15 protein-coding genes are annotated in these 15,405 nt (G+C 49.0%); all 15 read left to right on the plus strand.

Annotation, left to right across the window (positions count from 1 at the left end):
• The first annotated feature begins 6 nt into the window (after positions 1 to 6).
• Genes ABV298_RS15630 through ABV298_RS15700 form a run of 15 tightly spaced genes read left to right on the plus strand, consistent with a single transcriptional unit; the run spans position 7 to position 15,351 of the window.
• Complete coding sequence (locus ABV298_RS15630) at positions 7 to 3,105, plus strand: TAT-variant-translocated molybdopterin oxidoreductase (protein ID WP_353722993.1); 3,099 nt, start codon at positions 7 to 9, stop codon at positions 3,103 to 3,105.
• Between the two features lie 52 nt (positions 3,106 to 3,157).
• Positions 3,158 to 4,591: an NrfD/PsrC family molybdoenzyme membrane anchor subunit gene (gene nrfD, locus ABV298_RS15635; RefSeq protein ID WP_353722994.1), complete on the plus strand. Its 1,434-nt coding sequence runs from the start codon at positions 3,158 to 3,160 to the stop codon at positions 4,589 to 4,591.
• Between the two features lie 47 nt (positions 4,592 to 4,638).
• A complete protein-coding gene (locus ABV298_RS15640; protein ID WP_353722995.1) occupies positions 4,639 to 5,169 on the plus strand; it encodes a DUF3341 domain-containing protein in 531 nt (176 codons plus the stop codon).
• A complete protein-coding gene (locus ABV298_RS15645) occupies positions 5,169 to 5,792 on the plus strand; it encodes a cytochrome c (protein WP_353722996.1) in 624 nt (207 codons plus the stop codon). The genes ABV298_RS15640 and ABV298_RS15645 overlap by 1 nt, the downstream gene beginning before the upstream one ends.
• A gap of 34 nt (positions 5,793 to 5,826) precedes the next feature.
• Complete coding sequence (locus ABV298_RS15650) at positions 5,827 to 7,203, plus strand: quinol:cytochrome C oxidoreductase (RefSeq protein ID WP_353722997.1); 1,377 nt, start codon at positions 5,827 to 5,829, stop codon at positions 7,201 to 7,203.
• Positions 7,204 to 7,224: 21 nt separating this feature from the next.
• Entirely contained in the window at positions 7,225 to 8,334 is a 1,110-nt protein-coding gene (locus ABV298_RS15655) for a cytochrome c oxidase subunit II (protein ID WP_353722998.1), read from the plus strand.
• 28 nt (positions 8,335 to 8,362) lie between these two features.
• Positions 8,363 to 10,246 carry a cbb3-type cytochrome c oxidase subunit I gene (locus tag ABV298_RS15660; RefSeq protein WP_353722999.1) on the plus strand — a complete coding sequence of 628 codons (1,884 nt, stop codon included), beginning with the start codon at positions 8,363 to 8,365 and terminating at the stop codon, positions 10,244 to 10,246.
• 28 nt (positions 10,247 to 10,274) lie between these two features.
• On the plus strand, positions 10,275 to 11,249 hold the full coding sequence (locus ABV298_RS15665) for a COX15/CtaA family protein (protein ID WP_353723000.1): 975 nt from the start codon (positions 10,275 to 10,277) through the stop codon (positions 11,247 to 11,249).
• Between the two features lie 20 nt (positions 11,250 to 11,269).
• Positions 11,270 to 12,163, plus strand: a complete 894-nt coding sequence (gene cyoE / locus ABV298_RS15670; RefSeq protein ID WP_353723001.1) for a heme o synthase — start codon at positions 11,270 to 11,272, stop codon at positions 12,161 to 12,163.
• Positions 12,164 to 12,180: 17 nt separating this feature from the next.
• Positions 12,181 to 12,768, plus strand: a complete 588-nt coding sequence (locus ABV298_RS15675) for a cytochrome c oxidase subunit 3 (RefSeq protein ID WP_353723002.1) — start codon at positions 12,181 to 12,183, stop codon at positions 12,766 to 12,768.
• Positions 12,769 to 12,784: 16 nt separating this feature from the next.
• Positions 12,785 to 13,555 carry a cytochrome c oxidase subunit 3 gene (locus ABV298_RS15680; RefSeq protein ID WP_353723003.1) on the plus strand — a complete coding sequence of 257 codons (771 nt, stop codon included), beginning with the start codon at positions 12,785 to 12,787 and terminating at the stop codon, positions 13,553 to 13,555.
• Between the two features lie 30 nt (positions 13,556 to 13,585).
• Entirely contained in the window at positions 13,586 to 13,921 is a 336-nt protein-coding gene (locus tag ABV298_RS15685; protein ID WP_353723004.1) for a cytochrome C oxidase subunit IV family protein, read from the plus strand.
• Between the two features lie 9 nt (positions 13,922 to 13,930).
• Positions 13,931 to 14,527 carry a hypothetical protein gene (locus ABV298_RS15690; RefSeq protein WP_353723005.1) on the plus strand — a complete coding sequence of 199 codons (597 nt, stop codon included), beginning with the start codon at positions 13,931 to 13,933 and terminating at the stop codon, positions 14,525 to 14,527.
• 6 nt (positions 14,528 to 14,533) lie between these two features.
• Positions 14,534 to 15,073: a DUF420 domain-containing protein gene (locus ABV298_RS15695; RefSeq protein ID WP_353723006.1), complete on the plus strand. Its 540-nt coding sequence runs from the start codon at positions 14,534 to 14,536 to the stop codon at positions 15,071 to 15,073.
• Positions 15,070 to 15,351: a hypothetical protein gene (locus ABV298_RS15700; RefSeq protein WP_353723007.1), complete on the plus strand. Its 282-nt coding sequence runs from the start codon at positions 15,070 to 15,072 to the stop codon at positions 15,349 to 15,351. Before ABV298_RS15695 ends, ABV298_RS15700 begins: the two co-directional genes overlap by 4 nt.
• Positions 15,352 to 15,405: the final 54 nt, after the last annotated feature.

The following is a 15,405-nucleotide window of genomic DNA, read 5'->3' on the forward strand; positions in this document are numbered from 1 at the left end:
AGTTTTATGGAAAATACTAATAAAAGATACTGGCGGGGACTTGAAGAGCTGAGGAATGACGAAAAGTTTGTCAAAGATGCAGGTTCTGAGTTCCCAAGCGCTCCGACCGAAAGTCAGTATGAAAGCCTGGTGGACGGCGTAGGTACCCACCGTCGTGATTTCCTTAAAGTACTGGGCTTTGGAATGGCAGCTGTGTCCCTGGCAGCTTGCGAAGCGCCGGTGAAGAAGGCCATCCCTTACGTTAACAAGCCGGAAGGCGAATTTCCGACTATATCTAACTGGTATGCATCCACTTACGCGGAAGGTGGAGATTACGCGAGTATCCTGGTCAAAACCCGCGAGGGCCGGCCGGTTAAAATAGAAAGCAACTCTCTCTCGAAAGTATCTTACGGCGTAAGCTCACGCGCGCATGCTTCTTTGCTTGGCTTATATGACAACGAGAAGCTGAGAGGCCCTAAAAAAGGAGAAGATACTAAAGTAAGTTGGGAAACTGTCGACAAGGAGATCGCCGATCAGCTTGCGCAGATCGCAGCAAAAGGCGGCGCGATCCGTATTCTTACTTCCACGATATTGAGCCCGTCGACCAAGGCGGTAATCGCGGACTTCACTGCAAAATATCCGACCACTACCCACGTAGTTTACGATGCCAACTCTTCTTACGCTATTGTAAAGGGCAATGAGTTGTCGTTCGGTAAAGCCGTTATTCCATCCTACGATTTCAGCAAAGCGAAAGTTGTCGTAGGTATCGACGGCGATTTCCTCGGAACATGGCTTGCTCCCGATACATTTTCGAAGCAATTCGCCGATACCCGCCGCGTCAGCAGCGAGAAAGACGGTAATAAAGAAATGTCCCGTCTGTATCAGTTCGAATCAACACTGTCGCTGACAGGTGCCAATGCGGATTACCGTACAGCGGTGAAACCTTCGCAGATCGGTCTGATTGCGGCTGCGCTATATAATAAGGTAGCGGCGAAATTGGGCGGGGCCCCTGTTGCAACGCCTGCATTGAACATCGATAATCTGGACAAAGCCGCCGCGGACCTCGTTGCTGCGAAAGGACAGGCGTTGGTTGTATCGGGTGTGAACGATCCATCGGTACAAGTGATCGTGAATGCACTGAACAGCCTGCTGGGAAGCTACGGTTCCACCATCAATCTCGACAAACCTGCCTATTACCGTCAGGGTAACGATATCGCGACCAACCAGTTGATCGACGAGATCAAAGGCGGCAAAGTTTCAGCATTGCTTTTGTGGGGCGCTAACCCGGTTTACGATCATCCGCGTGGTGCGGAACTGGCGGCAGCTTTGCCACAGGTTTCATTGAGCGTGTCGTTCAACGATCGACCGGATGAAACTTCCTCACTTTTGAAATACATCCTCCCTGCACCTCACTACCTCGAATCATGGGGCGATGCAGAGCCCGTCGCAGGATCATACAGTCTGATGCAACCGGCTATCAGCCTGATATTCAATACCCGTCAGGCACAATCCAGCCTTTTGAAATGGGCAGGTGCATCTTCCGACTACCACGAGTATGTAAAAGCTTACTGGAGAAAAAATATCTATCCGCAAAGCGGAGCAGGAGATTTCGAGAAATTCTGGATCAAATCCCTGCATGACGGCGTATTCGATGTGGCTTCGGCTGCTGCAACAGGCTCCGGGGCGACATTCTCCGGAAATCTGGCCGCTGCTGCCGCAGGTATTGCCAAAAGATACAAAGCATCTTCGTCGGGCCTCGAACTCGCAATTTTCGAAAATGTAGGCATGGGTACCGGTTTTGCGGCGAATAACCCATGGTTGCAGGAAAATCCCGATCCGATCACAAAAGCTTGCTGGGACAACCACGCCGGTCTTTCACAAAAAACAGCAACTGAACTTGGGCTGGCTCAAGGCGATGTGGTGAAGGTGGATGTGAAAGGCAAATCGGTGGAATTGCCGGTGATCATTCAGCCGGGTCTGGCACAAGGTACCGTGGCTGTTGCGATCGGCTACGGCCGCGAGAAAGCCGGTAAATCAGCAAACGGCGTTGGTAAAAACGTATATCCGTTCGCAGTATTCACAGACGGCTTCCTGAACTTCACGCCCGGAGAAGTAACGCTGTCAAAGACAGGCGATACCCGTGAAATCGCTCAGACTCAGACGCACAATACGGTAATGAACCGTAAATCGGTTTTGCAGGAAACAGTCCTTTCTCACTTCCAGAAAGATCCGATGGCCGGACGTTTCGTTCCGAAAATCCAGACTTCGGAAGGAGAAGTTGATGCAACCGACCTGTCGCTCTGGAATGGCCACAAATACAAGAACCACTCGTGGGGTATGGTGATCGACCTGAACACCTGCTTCGGTTGCGGATCTTGTGTGATCAGCTGCCAGAACGAGAACAACATTCCTGTGGTTGGCCGTCAGGAAATCATTAACGCGCGCGAAATGCACTGGCTGCGTATCGACCGTTATTACAGCAGCGATGCCGACGTGGAAGATCTTCGCGGATTGGAAGTTGCTTCTGAAAATCCGGAAGTTACGTTCCAGCCGATGCTCTGCCAGCACTGTAACAACGCTCCGTGCGAAACGGTATGCCCCGTATTGGCGACTACCCACAGCTCGGAAGGATTGAACCAGATGACTTACAACCGTTGCGTAGGTACAAGATACTGTGCAAATAACTGCCCATATAAAGTACGTCGCTTCAACTGGTTCAAATATTTTGATAACGACAACTTCGATTACGCATTCAACAATGACCTCGGTAAAATGGTCATCAACCCTGATGTGACAGTACGTTCAAGAGGGGTAATCGAGAAATGCTCGATGTGTGTTCACAGAATCCAGGAGGCAAAACTGACTGCGAAGAAAGAAAGAAGACGCATTATCGATGGTGAAGTAAACGTGGCTTGTGCATCTTCCTGCCCGACAGACGCGATTACTTTTGGCGACATGAACGATCCTGAAAGCCGCATTTCGAAATTGCTGGAAGTGGAAAGAGAGGGACGTGCATTCCACATGCTGGAAGAAATCAACGTTCGTCCGCAAATTTCTTACCTGACCAAAATCCGTAATAAGGATGCAGCCGCCAAGGCGGAAAAGGTTGAGAAAGAGCACGCTTAATTTTGATAGTTTAGAATAACAGACGATCCAATCATTATAAATAAATAGTAGTATGCATGTTACTTCACCTGTAAGAGAACCGCTGATCCAAGGTGGGAAAACGTACGCGGACGTAACGGAAGACATATGCCGCCATGTGGAGGCGACTCCAACGAAAGAATGGAAGATTGCTTTCGGCCTTTCGCTTATCGTTCTGGCGTATGGAACTGTGTGTCTTGCCTGGACCTGGTGGGAAGGCCTCGGAGTTTGGGGTTTGAATAAAACAGTAGGTTGGGCCTGGGACATCACCAACTTCGTATGGTGGGTGGGTATCGGTCACGCGGGAACGCTGATCTCCGCGATCCTCTTGCTTTTCCGTCAGAAATGGAGAACTTCCATCAACCGTGCAGCGGAAGCGATGACGATCTTCGCCGTTATTTGTGCTGCTTCTTTTATTTTGATGCACATGGGTCGTCCCTGGATGGCTTACTGGGCTCTTCCATTGCCAAACGCATTCGGTTCACTCTGGGTTAACTTCAACTCGCCGCTTGTTTGGGACGTATTCGCGATCAGTACTTACTTCTCCGTATCGTTGGTTTTCTGGTACATCGGTCTGATCCCTGACCTCGCGACCATCCGCGACCGTGCTACCAGCAAAATCTCCCGTTTCATGTACGGAACGTTTGCAATGGGCTGGGACGGTTCCGCAAAAACCTGGGCTCGTTATGAATATGTTTCCCTGATCCTCGCCGGTCTTTCAACCCCACTCGTACTTTCGGTACACACCATTGTAAGTATGGACTTTGCTACCTCGGTAATTCCGGGATGGCACACGACGATCTTCCCTCCGTACTTCGTTGCGGGTGCGATTTTCTCCGGATTTGCGATGGTTCAAAACCTGATGCTCATTACACGTGTGGTTTACAAGCTGGAAGACTACATTACCCTCGAGCACATCGAAACAATGAATAAGGTAATCACACTGACGGGGTCTGTCGTGGGTGTGGCCTATATCACCGAGTTCTTCATCGCATGGTACGGTGGTGTCGAATATGAATATTACGCATTCTTCAACCGTATGACCGGTCCTTACTGGTGGGCGTACTGGGCAATGATGACCTGTAACGTAATTTCTCCGCAGCTTTTCTGGTCGAGAAAATTGCGTCGCAGCATTACTTTTACATTCTTCATCTCTGTGGTAGTAAACATCGGTATGTGGTTCGAGCGTTTCGTAATTATCGTAACCTCCCTGCACCGTGACTATATTCCTTCAAGCTGGTCGATGTTCTCGCCAACTCGTTACGACATTGGGGATTACATTTTCTCCTTCGGTTTGTTCTTCACATTGTTCCTCCTGTTCTCGAAATACCTGCCGGTAGTAAACATGGCGGAAGTAAAAGCGGTATTGCGCTCAACATCTGCGCAGCTGCCTGCCAAGATCGCCGGGGTTGCGAAAGTAAGACAGCGTGGAACTGCTGAACCCGCTTATAACAAGGATCAGGAATAAAAGCATTGCGTAAAAGCGAATTATAGAGATTATAATTAAGTAATAGTATGGCAGAATTATCTGGTAAATATTTGGTCGGAGTTTACGACGATGACGATACTGTTCTTCACGCGGTACCTAAACTGAGAAAAGCCGGTGTGAAAATCAAGGAAGTATATTCTCCATTCCCGATTCACGGGTTGGACGAGGCACTGGGCCACCCGAGGACACGTATCGGTATCGCTGCCTTTATGTTCGGTGTGACAGGTTGCTGCTGCGCATTGACTTTGATGATCTGGACAATGGGATTTGACTGGCCGATGATCATCGGCGGTAAGGACCCGATCTCGATCCCCAACTATATCCCCATCACATTCGAAGCGACGGTGCTCTTCACTGCGTTCGGTATGGTGATCACATTCTTTATTTCCAACGGACTTGGGCCTGGTACGCATTTCCATCCGAGGTTCGATGTACGCGCCACAGACAACAAGTTTGTGATGGCGATCGACATGAGCAGAAACTCACTGAGCGAAGAAGAGATATCGAGAGCGTTGAAAGACAGCGGCGCGGAAGAAGTCAACATTAAGCAATTCTAATGGAGTTTAAAGCAATGAAATTTAAAAGTTTATATAGATATCTATTGGTTGCTGCCGTATTGCTTACCGCTGCTGCTGGTTGTAAGAGAGATCCGAACAACCCGGGGAAAGAATATGCGCCGAATATGTACCTGCCGGTAGGTTACGAGCCGTACAAGCAGGAGAAAGCGAATCCTATCAATCCTCAGGGCCTTACCATGCGTCTGCCTGTGGCCGGTACCGTTGCGAGACGTAACTACCATACCCAATTCGGCGAGTCGGATTCCGCTGTGGTTGACCTGATGGTTTATAACATTCCCGCCGACAGCATCGAAATCGCTGAGAAAGTTTTGAAAAACCCCGTTCCGCTGAACGAGAAGACGCTGGCGGAAGGCAAGGTGTTATATGACAGGTATTGCCAGCATTGCCATGGTGCAACTGGTGCCGGTGACGGTAAAGTAGGAGCGATGTACAAAGGTGTTCCCAATTACGCCAGCGATGCATACAAAAACCTGAATGAAGGGCATATTTTTCATGTCATCACACACGGAAAAGCACGCATGTGGCCTCACGGGTCGCAGATCAACCCGGAGGAACGCTGGAAGATCGTACACTACGTACAGAAATTGCAGAAAGGGGCCTAAGTACAATTTTGAAAACAGAGAAATAATTTAAATAATGGCATCAGCACATTCGATTCCTTCTATTGAAGAACGGTTTGAATTTACATCAGGAGCTAAGAGAAGTTTGCTCATTGGTGGCGGTGTAGGACTGGCTCTTGTACTATTAGGAGCATACCTCGCAGCCAATGGCGGTGGTGGCCATGAGGTGGCTGCGCACGGAGCGGAGCACGCTGCAGCGGCAGGCCACGCGGCTGCCGAGCATGGAGCAGCTGCTGCGGCACATGGCGCAGACGCGCACGGCGCTGCGGCCGAGGGCGGTCACCATGCCAAGAGCTGGGTAGCGCGCATTTGGGCTAACCTTTGGGTAAATGGTGTATATTTTACCGGAATGTCCGTTGTGGGGATGTTCTTCCTTTCTTATAACTACCTGGCGCAAGCCGGTTGGTCGGCAGTGTTCAAAAGAATACCCGAGGCTATGCCCGCATTCCTGCCTTTCACAGGAGCAGTAATGATCATTACATTCCTTTTGGGAGGCCATGATCTTTTCCATTGGACGCATGAGGGCCTTTACGAAGTGGGTGGTCCTGAATACGACAAAGTTATTGCCGGTAAACATGGTTACTTGAATACGCCTTTTTTCCTGGCACGTCTGGTAATCTATTTTGTAATCTGGTATTATCTATGGAGAGTAATCCGTAACCTGTCATTGCAGGAGGACGAAATCGGCGGAACGGAGTTCTACGAGAAATCTATCCGCATTGGAACCGCATTTCTGGTGGTGTTTGGTGTCACCTCTTCCACATCTGCATGGGACTTCGTAATGTCGATCGATACACACTGGTTCAGTACGATGTTCGGCTGGTATACTTTGGCTAGCTGGCACGTGGCCGGATTGGCTGTAATTACTCTCACCGTGGTAATGCTGCGCGAAAGAGGTTACCTGAGGGCGGTTAATTCAAGCCACCTGCGCGATCTGGGTAAGTTTGTATTTGCGTTCAGTATTTTCTGGACTTACGTGTGGTTCGCGCAGTTCCTTTTGATCTACTACGCCAACCTTCCCGAAGAAACGATCTATTTCATCGAGCGTTTCCGCGGACACGGTGGGTTCTTCAAGGCACCTTTCTTCATCAACCTGTTCCTGAACTTCTTCTTCCCATTCCTCGTGTTGATGACACGCGATGCGAAGTTCACACACTCGATCCTGAAAGTGGCTTGCTGGAGTGTAATTATCGGACACTGGTTTGATTTCTACACGAATATTATGCCGGGAACTGTTGGCGCGAGCGCTGAACTTGGACCTTTGGAGTGGGGTTTCTTCCTGGTGTTCCTTTGTGCATTTACCTATACAATCGCAACGCAATTGACCAAGGCAAACCTGATCCCGAGAAATCACCCGATGTTGGAGGAGTCATTGCACCACGATATCGCCTAATTGCAAAAACAGTAAATCATCATGTATATTATTATCGCATTAGTTGCTCTTGTATTTATTGTCCTCACCGGGGTAGTGATAGCCAGGTTGCAGGGTGTTTTGAAGAGTATCAACAAAACCGATTCAGAGGAAGTTGTAACGACTGGTAATAAATTCAACGGTGCCATGTTTATCGTGACATTGCTGATTGGTGCTGTGGCAATTACCTGGTCATACCTGCATTCACGAGAGTTCTTCCTTCCCGAAGCATCATCCGTTCACGGCAGAAGAACCGACGACCTGTTCTGGTTTTCTATGGGAATCCTGACGATCCCTTTCATTTTGGTTAACTTCCTGGTGTTCTTCTTTGCCTGGAAATACCAACATAAAAAAGGAAACCGTGCTACATTCTATCCCGAAAATCACAAGCTTGAACTGATCTGGACTATCATCCCCGCCGTAGTGATGGCGTTGCTGGTATTCACAGGCTGGAAAGCATGGTCGGATATTACCGCGGAAGCACCACGCGATGCGGAGGTGATCGAAATCACGGGTAAGCAATTCAACTGGATCGCACGGTACGGCGGTGTCGATAATAACAAGCTTGGTGACTATAACTATAAACTGATTGACGCGCAAAACGAAGTAGGTATCGATTTGTCGGACGAGAATTCATTCGACGACTTTACCAATCCTTCCGAAATGCACATTCCGGTGGGCCGTCCTGTATTGCTGAAAATCCGCGCCCGCGACGTATTGCACAGCGTATTCATTCCTCATATGCGTGTGAAAATGGATGCGGTGCCAGGTTTGCCAACCAAATTCTGGTTCGTACCCGACAAAACAACCGCCGATATGCGCGCCGAAACCGGTAACCCGAAATTTGACTATGAGATTGCTTGTACGGAGGTATGTGGACAAGGTCACTTTTCAATGAAAATGAGATTGATCGTAGACGACGAGGCTACATACCAGAAATGGGTTTCAGAGCAGGCGACTTTCCTGCAAACATACCCTGAGTATCTTGCGAAAGTTCCTGAGAACCTGAAAGCGAAGGCCATGAAATATGTGCCTGCCGAAGCAGCTGCTCCTGCGGCTGACAGCTCAGCAACATCTGCCGGCGGTGCCGGAGCAAGTTCTAGTCTACGATAATTCTATTAATTAAATACAATAAAAGTATATGTCAGCTATTGAAGGATTGGAAACAGCTCACCACCACGCAGACGAGCATGACCACCACCATGAAGCACAAAGCTTTTGGCAGAAATATGTATTTTGTGAAGACCACAAGGTAATTGCCAAGCAGTATCTGATCACGGGTATTGTGTGGGCTGTTATCGGGATTACCATGTCGGTGATCTTCCGTATCCAGCTCGGTTTGCCCGATTCCAACCTGTCCTGGTTAAAGCCTGTGTTGGGTGGATGGATCAGCGATGCGGGTAAGCTCGACCCTAACTTCTACCTGGCTTTGGTAACAATGCACGGTACCATCATGGTATTCTTTGTATTGACGGCCGGTTTGAGCGGTACTTTCAGCAACTTCCTGATTCCCCTTCAGGTGGGAGCGCGCGATATGGCGTCGGGTTTCATGAACATGCTTTCGTACTGGTTCTTCTTTCTGGCCAGCATTATCATGTTCGCCTCTTTGTTCCTGCAACAGGGACCTGCCGCGGGTGGCTGGGTAATCTACCCACCATTGAGCGCATTACCACAGGCACACCCTGGCTCAGGCATGGGTATGACGTTATGGTTGGCTAGTATGGCATTCTTTATCGTGTCGCAGCTATTGGGTGGTATCAACTACATTACTACGGTTATCAACCTGCGTACGAGAGGTATGTCGTTCGACCGGCTGCCTCTGACGATCTGGTCATTCCTGATCACGGCGGTGCTGGGTCTGATCTCGTTCCCTGTATTGCTTTCATCCGTATTGCTGCTGATTTTCGACCGTCATTTCGGTACCAGCTTTTATCTTTCCGACATTTATATCAATGGTGAAGCGCTGCCAAACGTGGGTGGTAGCCCGATCCTGTTCCAGCACTTGTTCTGGTTCCTAGGTCACCCTGAGGTATATATCGTACTCTTGCCTGCTTTGGGTATTACATCCGAGGTAATCGCGACGAATTCTCGCAAACCGATCTTCGGTTACCGTGCGATGATCGCATCCATGCTCGGTATCGCCTTCCTGGCGTTTATCGTATGGGCGCACCACATGTTCGTAACAGGTATGAACCCATTCCTCGGATCGGTCTTCATGTTCCTGACGCTCATTATCGCGGTACCTTCTGCGGTAAAAGGTTTTAACTACATCACCACCCTTTGGCGAGGTAATATTGTATTCACGCCGGGTATGCTGTTCTCGATCGGTCTGGTTTCCCTGTTCGTATCGGGTGGTTTAACAGGTATTATTCTTGGTAACAGTGCATTGGACATTCAATTGCACGACACATACTTCGTAGTAGCTCACTTCCACTTGGTAATGGGCGCGGCGTCGGCGTTCGGTCTGTTTGCGGGGGTTTACCATTGGTTCCCCAAAATGTTCGGCCGTATGATGAACACGTCGCTGGGCCAGGTACACTTCTGGTTGACGTTCATCGGGATTTACATGGTGTTTATTCCAATGCACTATGTGGGTATCGCGGGCTTCCCTCGCCGTTACTATCAGTTCACCAGCTACGACTTTACGCATAAGTTCATGGATATGAACATGTTTATCTCCATAGCGGCGATATTCACGTTCCTCGCGCAGTTTATATTCCTCTGGAATTTCTTTTACAGCATTTTCAAAGGAAGAAAAGCGCCGCAAAATCCCTGGCGTTCGAATACGCTGGAATGGACCGCTCCTATCAATCCGGGTCATGGAAACTGGGAAGGCGAAATTCCTGCGGTATACCGTTGGTCATATGATTACAGCAAACCGGGTGCGAAAGAAGATTTCATTCCTCAGAACATCCCGTATTCTCAAACACCCGAGTCGAACTTCCCTCATGAGAATGAGCTGATCGCACTGGAGAAGGTGATTGAGTCCCAGAACTTTAATGACCAGTTCAAAACACATCATTGATCTTAAAGCCAATCGCCGGTTCCGGCGATTGGCTTTAAATACGCTCATTACGCTCTATTCGGTGGTAATAGCCGGCGGCGTTGTGAGAAGTACGGGCTCGGGAATGGGCTGCCCCGACTGGCCTAAATGCTTCGGCAGATGGGTCCCACCCACGGAGGCATCACAACTTCCTGCGAATTACAAGGAAATTTATGGTGCCAAACTGAAAGGGGAGGTCGAGTTCAATGCATCCAAGACCTGGACGGAGTATATCAACAGGCTTGTCGGGGTATTCACCGGCATCATGATTTTCCTGACGCTCCTGGCATCCATTCCGTTTTTGAAATCGGGGAACAAACGGATTTTTTTTCTAAGCCTTACAGCTTTTTTGTTGACCGGTTTCCAGGGATGGCTCGGAGCCAAGGTAGTTTCTTTTGAATTGCATCCGGTGATCGTGACATTGCATATGTTGCTGGCCATCGTGATAGTTTTTATCCTGCTTTATGTGTTCACATGGGCCGGATACGTCGAAAAAGTACTGACGTTGCGGGAAGGCAGCGAAAAGGTGCTCAGCGGAATCGGGATCGCGGTAATGGCCTTGTCGCTGTTTCAGATCCTGCTCGGAACGCAGGTGCGTGAGGCCATGGATCTGGCGATCATGAAGCTCGGCTACGGCGCACGTTCGCAGTGGATCGATGAACTGGGCGCCAATTTTTACATTCACCGGTCCTTTTCGATACTGGTCTTCGTGGTGAATGTAATCTGGATCAACAGGGTGTTGAAAACCGGAAACAAGGGAACGGTAGCGGGCAAAATTGCAATAGCCTGTCTCTGGATCCTGATCGCGGAGATCGTAACGGGGGTGGTGATGGCATATTTCGGAGTGCCGGCATTTGCCCAGCCCATACACCTCACATTCGCGATACTGCTGATCGGCCTCCAATTTATTGTTTGGCTGATCGTAAATGGCAGGAAATACTTAAAATACAATGGCGTAGCCTTGTCTGGCGATAGCCGGGTTTAGAATTTTCAATTTCTGTAATAATGATTTCAGTAGAGGAAAGCGCAAGCGGGGTTGGGAAGATCAGAGAGAGATTAGGGGTTTTATTTGAATTATTAAAGTTCCGGCTGGCGTCATTGATTGCATTCTCGGGAGCAATGGGATATTGCCTGGGCTCGCGGGATGTAAAAACCGGCGACCTGGTGCTGTTTATTTTCGCGTCGATCGGTATTACCGGTGCGGCGAACATCATCAACCAGATTCTCGAAAAGGACCTGGACAAAATGATGAAAAGAACGGCTTCTCGGCCGTTGCCTAGCGGAAGAATTACAGTGGAGCAAGCTGCGACCTGGGCGGTGGTCCTGGGTGTAGCGTCTCTGGCGATATTTGTAATGTTTTTTAACCTGACAACAGGGTTGATTTCCCTGCTGTCGTTGGTGCTTTACGGATTTGTTTATACCCCGTTGAAGCGCGTCGGTCCGATTGCCGTGTTCGTAGGGGCATTCCCTGGCGCATTTCCTCCGATGATCGGATGGGTGGCGGCAACGAACCATTTCGGACTGGAACCCGGCATTTTGTTTGCGATTCAGTTTTTCTGGCAGTTCCCGCATTTCTGGGCCATTGCCTGGGTTTTGGACGAAGATTACAAGAGAGCAGGCTTCAAATTGTTGCCAGCCAATGGTTTGAAAGATTCGGATACGACATTGCAGATTATGATCTATACCTTGTTCCTGCTTCCGATTGGCTGGTTGCCGTACGAATTGGGAATGACAGGTATCAATTCCGCATTCATCGCGACGGTTTTCGGGGTGCTGTTCCTTGCGCAAACGTTCCACCTGATGCGCACTTGCACGGACAAGACCGCGAAGCAGTTGATGTTCGGATCGTTCATTTACCTGCCTATCGTGCAAATTGCTTTTTTGTTGGATAAATTGTGAAATAGAATCGAGTGAAAATGGAAAACGTTCAGCAATATAAATTGGAGAGAGAGCCTCAGGAGACGCTTTCGATGGACCCGAAGAAGTTTATTCTTTGGTTGTTCCTTGTAACGATCATCATGCTTTTCGCTTCGCAAAGCAGCGCGTACCTCGTACGCCGCGCCGAAGGGAACTGGCTCGAATTTGAAATGCCGCAGATATTCTGGTACAGCACGGTGGTACTCATAATGAGCAGCGTAGCAATGCAATGGGCCTATTTCTCGGCAAAAAAAGATCAGTTCCAACAATTGAAAATAGCAATTTCTATTACTTTTGTACTCGGCCTGATCTTCCTTTACATGCAGTTTCAGGGCTGGAAAGAGCTGGTAGCTATGAATGTCTATTTTGTTGGAAACCCGTCCGGTTCGTTCTTTTACGTGTTCACGGGGCTTCATGGTTTCCACATTATCACCGGCCTGATTGTTTTGGTATTCGCATTGATAGCAGCATTCAAGCTGAACATGCATTCCAAAAATCTGAGAAGAATTCAGATCAGTGCCACTTACTGGCATTTTTTGGATATACTCTGGTTATACCTTTTTGTTTTTTTATTGACCTTTAATTAAATAATTCCTTTTATCAATGGCGGCACATGTAACAACACCCGGCGCGGTAGAACCCAAAATGTGGTTGGGGGGTATTGAGCCTATGAAAGCAAGTTACGGTAAACTGATGATGTGGTTCTTCCTCATCTCCGATACCTTTACTTTCTCTGCCTTGCTGGTGGCCTACGGTACAGCCCGGTTCAGTTTCCCAGCATTCACCGGAAAACACGAAGATTTCACCTTCTCCAATATGTACTGGCCGGTACCTGAAAGGGTTTACGAAGCCGTACCGTTCCTTCACGGTGTTTCGTTGCCGTTGGTATTCGTTGGTATCATGACATTCATCCTCATCGCAAGCTCCGTAACCATGGTACTTGCAGTGGAGGCCGGTCACCGCATGGACCGTGCGAATGTTGAAAAATATATGCTTTGGACAATCCTCGGCGGTTTTACCTTCCTTGGTTGTCAGGCTTGGGAATGGACGCACTTTATCCACGGTACCGACACCGGAACCGTGATGAAAGTAATCGAAAACGGTACCTGGGTCGAGAAAACAATTCACGGGGCGAACCTGACCGAGAACCAGTACGGCCCTCCCGCATTCGCCGATTTCTTCTTCTTCATCACAGGTTTCCACGGAACGCACGTATTCTCCGGTGTGATCCTGAACATCCTGATATTCTTCCGCGCGGCGACAGGTTTCTACGACAAAAGGGGAAGCTATGAAATGGTGGAAAAAGTGGGTCTTTACTGGCACTTTGTAGACCTGGTTTGGGTGTTTGTATTTACATTCTTCTACCTGGTTTAATTTATAGGACAATATTAAAATTGAAGTAAAATGGCGGAAGTACATCATCACCACGTACATAACCAGGATCCCGAAGCAGGGGCCGAGCAGCGTAAAGCGATCTGGAAGACCTTTTGGATTCTTTTGATCATTACCTCACTCGAGTTCTTGATCGCATTTACCATTCCCCACGGCGTTTTGAAGGTTTCGATCTTCATCGTGATGACGATCGTGAAGGCGTTCTACATTGTCGGGGAGTTTATGCACTTGAAACATGAAACAAAATCGCTGATCTGGTCCATACTCGTACCGGTGATATTCGTGGCCTGGTTGATCCTGGCGCTCCTTCTCGAAGGACAAGCGATTTTCGAGGCGATTTTCGGATAATAGATTACGATGAAAAAAATCCCCAAAGCCGGGTTACTGATTGTCACATTAGTAATTCCGGCTTTGATTTTTGCCTTACTGAGACTGTTTGGAACAAACCATTACGACCTCCCCTATTTCGTGGCGGAGAAGGATGGTAACGGCGCGGCCGTCGTGCAAAACGGCGATACCCTGTTTCACCGGATATCCGGGAACTGCGGCATATTTGGCGGCGCAGGTCTGGATGGGCGTTTAACAGTCGTAGCCCGTATTCCATCGAATTGTGGGGAACCGTGCGGAAAGGCGGGCGATGAACTGGCACGGGTCGCCGCCTTGAAGACAGCCATACCGGAGTTGCAGGTGCTGTCGGTTGCGGCGGACACGGCAAGACGGGGCGACTGGCTGCCGGTCAAAGCGGATAGTGCGACGATTGAGGACTGTTTTGCGAAGGAATTAACGGACGTCGCGAAGGGAAGCGAAGTGTTGAATGGCCCGGCGGGGCAAATCGTACTGATAGACCGCGACAGGCACGTGAGAGGCTTTTACAAGGCCGGAGACGCAGAGGAAACCGACCGGCTTATGGCCGAAATCAGGATCCTCGACTATGAAAAGAAGAATGAGAAATAAGTGAGTATGGCTACATTAACAATCGAAAGAAAACCGAAATACGAACGTATTATCAACATTTTGGCCATTGCCATTCCGGTAGTGGTTGCGTTGTTGCTGGGCATCCGGCAAAAAATCGATCTTGGCTCGTGGACCAAAGTCCTTCCCCATGTGATCGGCGTGATAAATACCCTGACATCCATGTTGCTAATTATGGGCTTTTATTTTATCAAGCAGAGGAATATCGCTGCACATCGCCAGATGATGACGGGCGCGTTCGTGCTGGGCGCCGTGTTCCTGGTTTGCTATGTGCTTTATCACATTTCGAACGAGGCGACGCCATTCGGCGGAACGGGTTTTATCCGGCCGATTTATTACTTTTTACTGATTTCGCATATCGTGTTGTCGATCGGGGTCGTTTGGTTTGTATTGCGGGCCGTGTATTTTGGTTATACCAACCAGATTGCCGAGCACCGGAAGGCGGTGAAATGGGCGATGCCTATCTGGCTTTATGTGAGTGTTACCGGTGTGATCGTTTATTTGATGATTAGTCCTTATTACGTATGAAAAAGTTCCTGGCAATATCCGGATTGGTAATCATGTTCGTGTTGAACAGCGCGGGCGCATTCGCGCAATGTGCGATGTGCCGCGGAACGGTGGAAAGTTCTATGGGTAATGGAAGGAATAATGTAGGAGTAGGATTGAATACCGGCATTATGTTCCTGTTTGTGATCCCTTACATACTGGTTGCGGTGATCGGTTACCTCTGGTACCGCAATTCGAAACGTGCACAACAAGAGCGGCAGTTCGTCGCGGCGCGTGTGCGGCAGGCATTCGACAACTGATCCGCCAACGAAGATATGAAGGGCGAAGCCGATGCGGTTTCGCCCTTTTTTGTG

Origin of the sequence: Dyadobacter sp. 676, from assembly GCF_040448675.1 — a bacterium.
Lineage (GTDB): Bacteria > Bacteroidota > Bacteroidia > Cytophagales > Spirosomataceae > Dyadobacter.

Excerpts from the sequence above, each read along its gene's own strand:
- ABV298_RS15655 (WP_353722998.1), top strand. The coding sequence starts at position 7,225 with ATGTATATTATTATCGCATTAGTTGCTCTTGTATTTATTGTCCTCACC.
- ABV298_RS15650 (WP_353722997.1), top strand. The coding sequence starts at position 5,827 with ATGGCATCAGCACATTCGATTCCTTCTATTGAAGAACGGTTTGAATTT.
- ABV298_RS15640 (WP_353722995.1), top strand. The coding sequence starts at position 4,639 with ATGGCAGAATTATCTGGTAAATATTTGGTCGGAGTTTACGACGATGAC.
- ABV298_RS15685 (WP_353723004.1), top strand. The coding sequence starts at position 13,586 with ATGGCGGAAGTACATCATCACCACGTACATAACCAGGATCCCGAAGCA.
- ABV298_RS15630 (WP_353722993.1), top strand. The coding sequence starts at position 7 with ATGGAAAATACTAATAAAAGATACTGGCGGGGACTTGAAGAGCTGAGG.
- ABV298_RS15680 (WP_353723003.1), top strand. The coding sequence starts at position 12,785 with ATGGCGGCACATGTAACAACACCCGGCGCGGTAGAACCCAAAATGTGG.
- ABV298_RS15645 (WP_353722996.1), top strand. The coding sequence starts at position 5,169 with ATGGAGTTTAAAGCAATGAAATTTAAAAGTTTATATAGATATCTATTG.
- ABV298_RS15695 (WP_353723006.1), top strand. The coding sequence starts at position 14,534 with ATGGCTACATTAACAATCGAAAGAAAACCGAAATACGAACGTATTATC.
- cyoE (WP_353723001.1), top strand. The coding sequence starts at position 11,270 with ATGATTTCAGTAGAGGAAAGCGCAAGCGGGGTTGGGAAGATCAGAGAG.
- ABV298_RS15660 (WP_353722999.1), top strand. The coding sequence starts at position 8,363 with ATGTCAGCTATTGAAGGATTGGAAACAGCTCACCACCACGCAGACGAG.
- nrfD (WP_353722994.1), top strand. The coding sequence starts at position 3,158 with ATGCATGTTACTTCACCTGTAAGAGAACCGCTGATCCAAGGTGGGAAA.
- ABV298_RS15675 (WP_353723002.1), top strand. The coding sequence starts at position 12,181 with ATGGAAAACGTTCAGCAATATAAATTGGAGAGAGAGCCTCAGGAGACG.
- ABV298_RS15690 (WP_353723005.1), top strand. The coding sequence starts at position 13,931 with ATGAAAAAAATCCCCAAAGCCGGGTTACTGATTGTCACATTAGTAATT.
- ABV298_RS15700 (WP_353723007.1), top strand. The coding sequence starts at position 15,070 with ATGAAAAAGTTCCTGGCAATATCCGGATTGGTAATCATGTTCGTGTTG.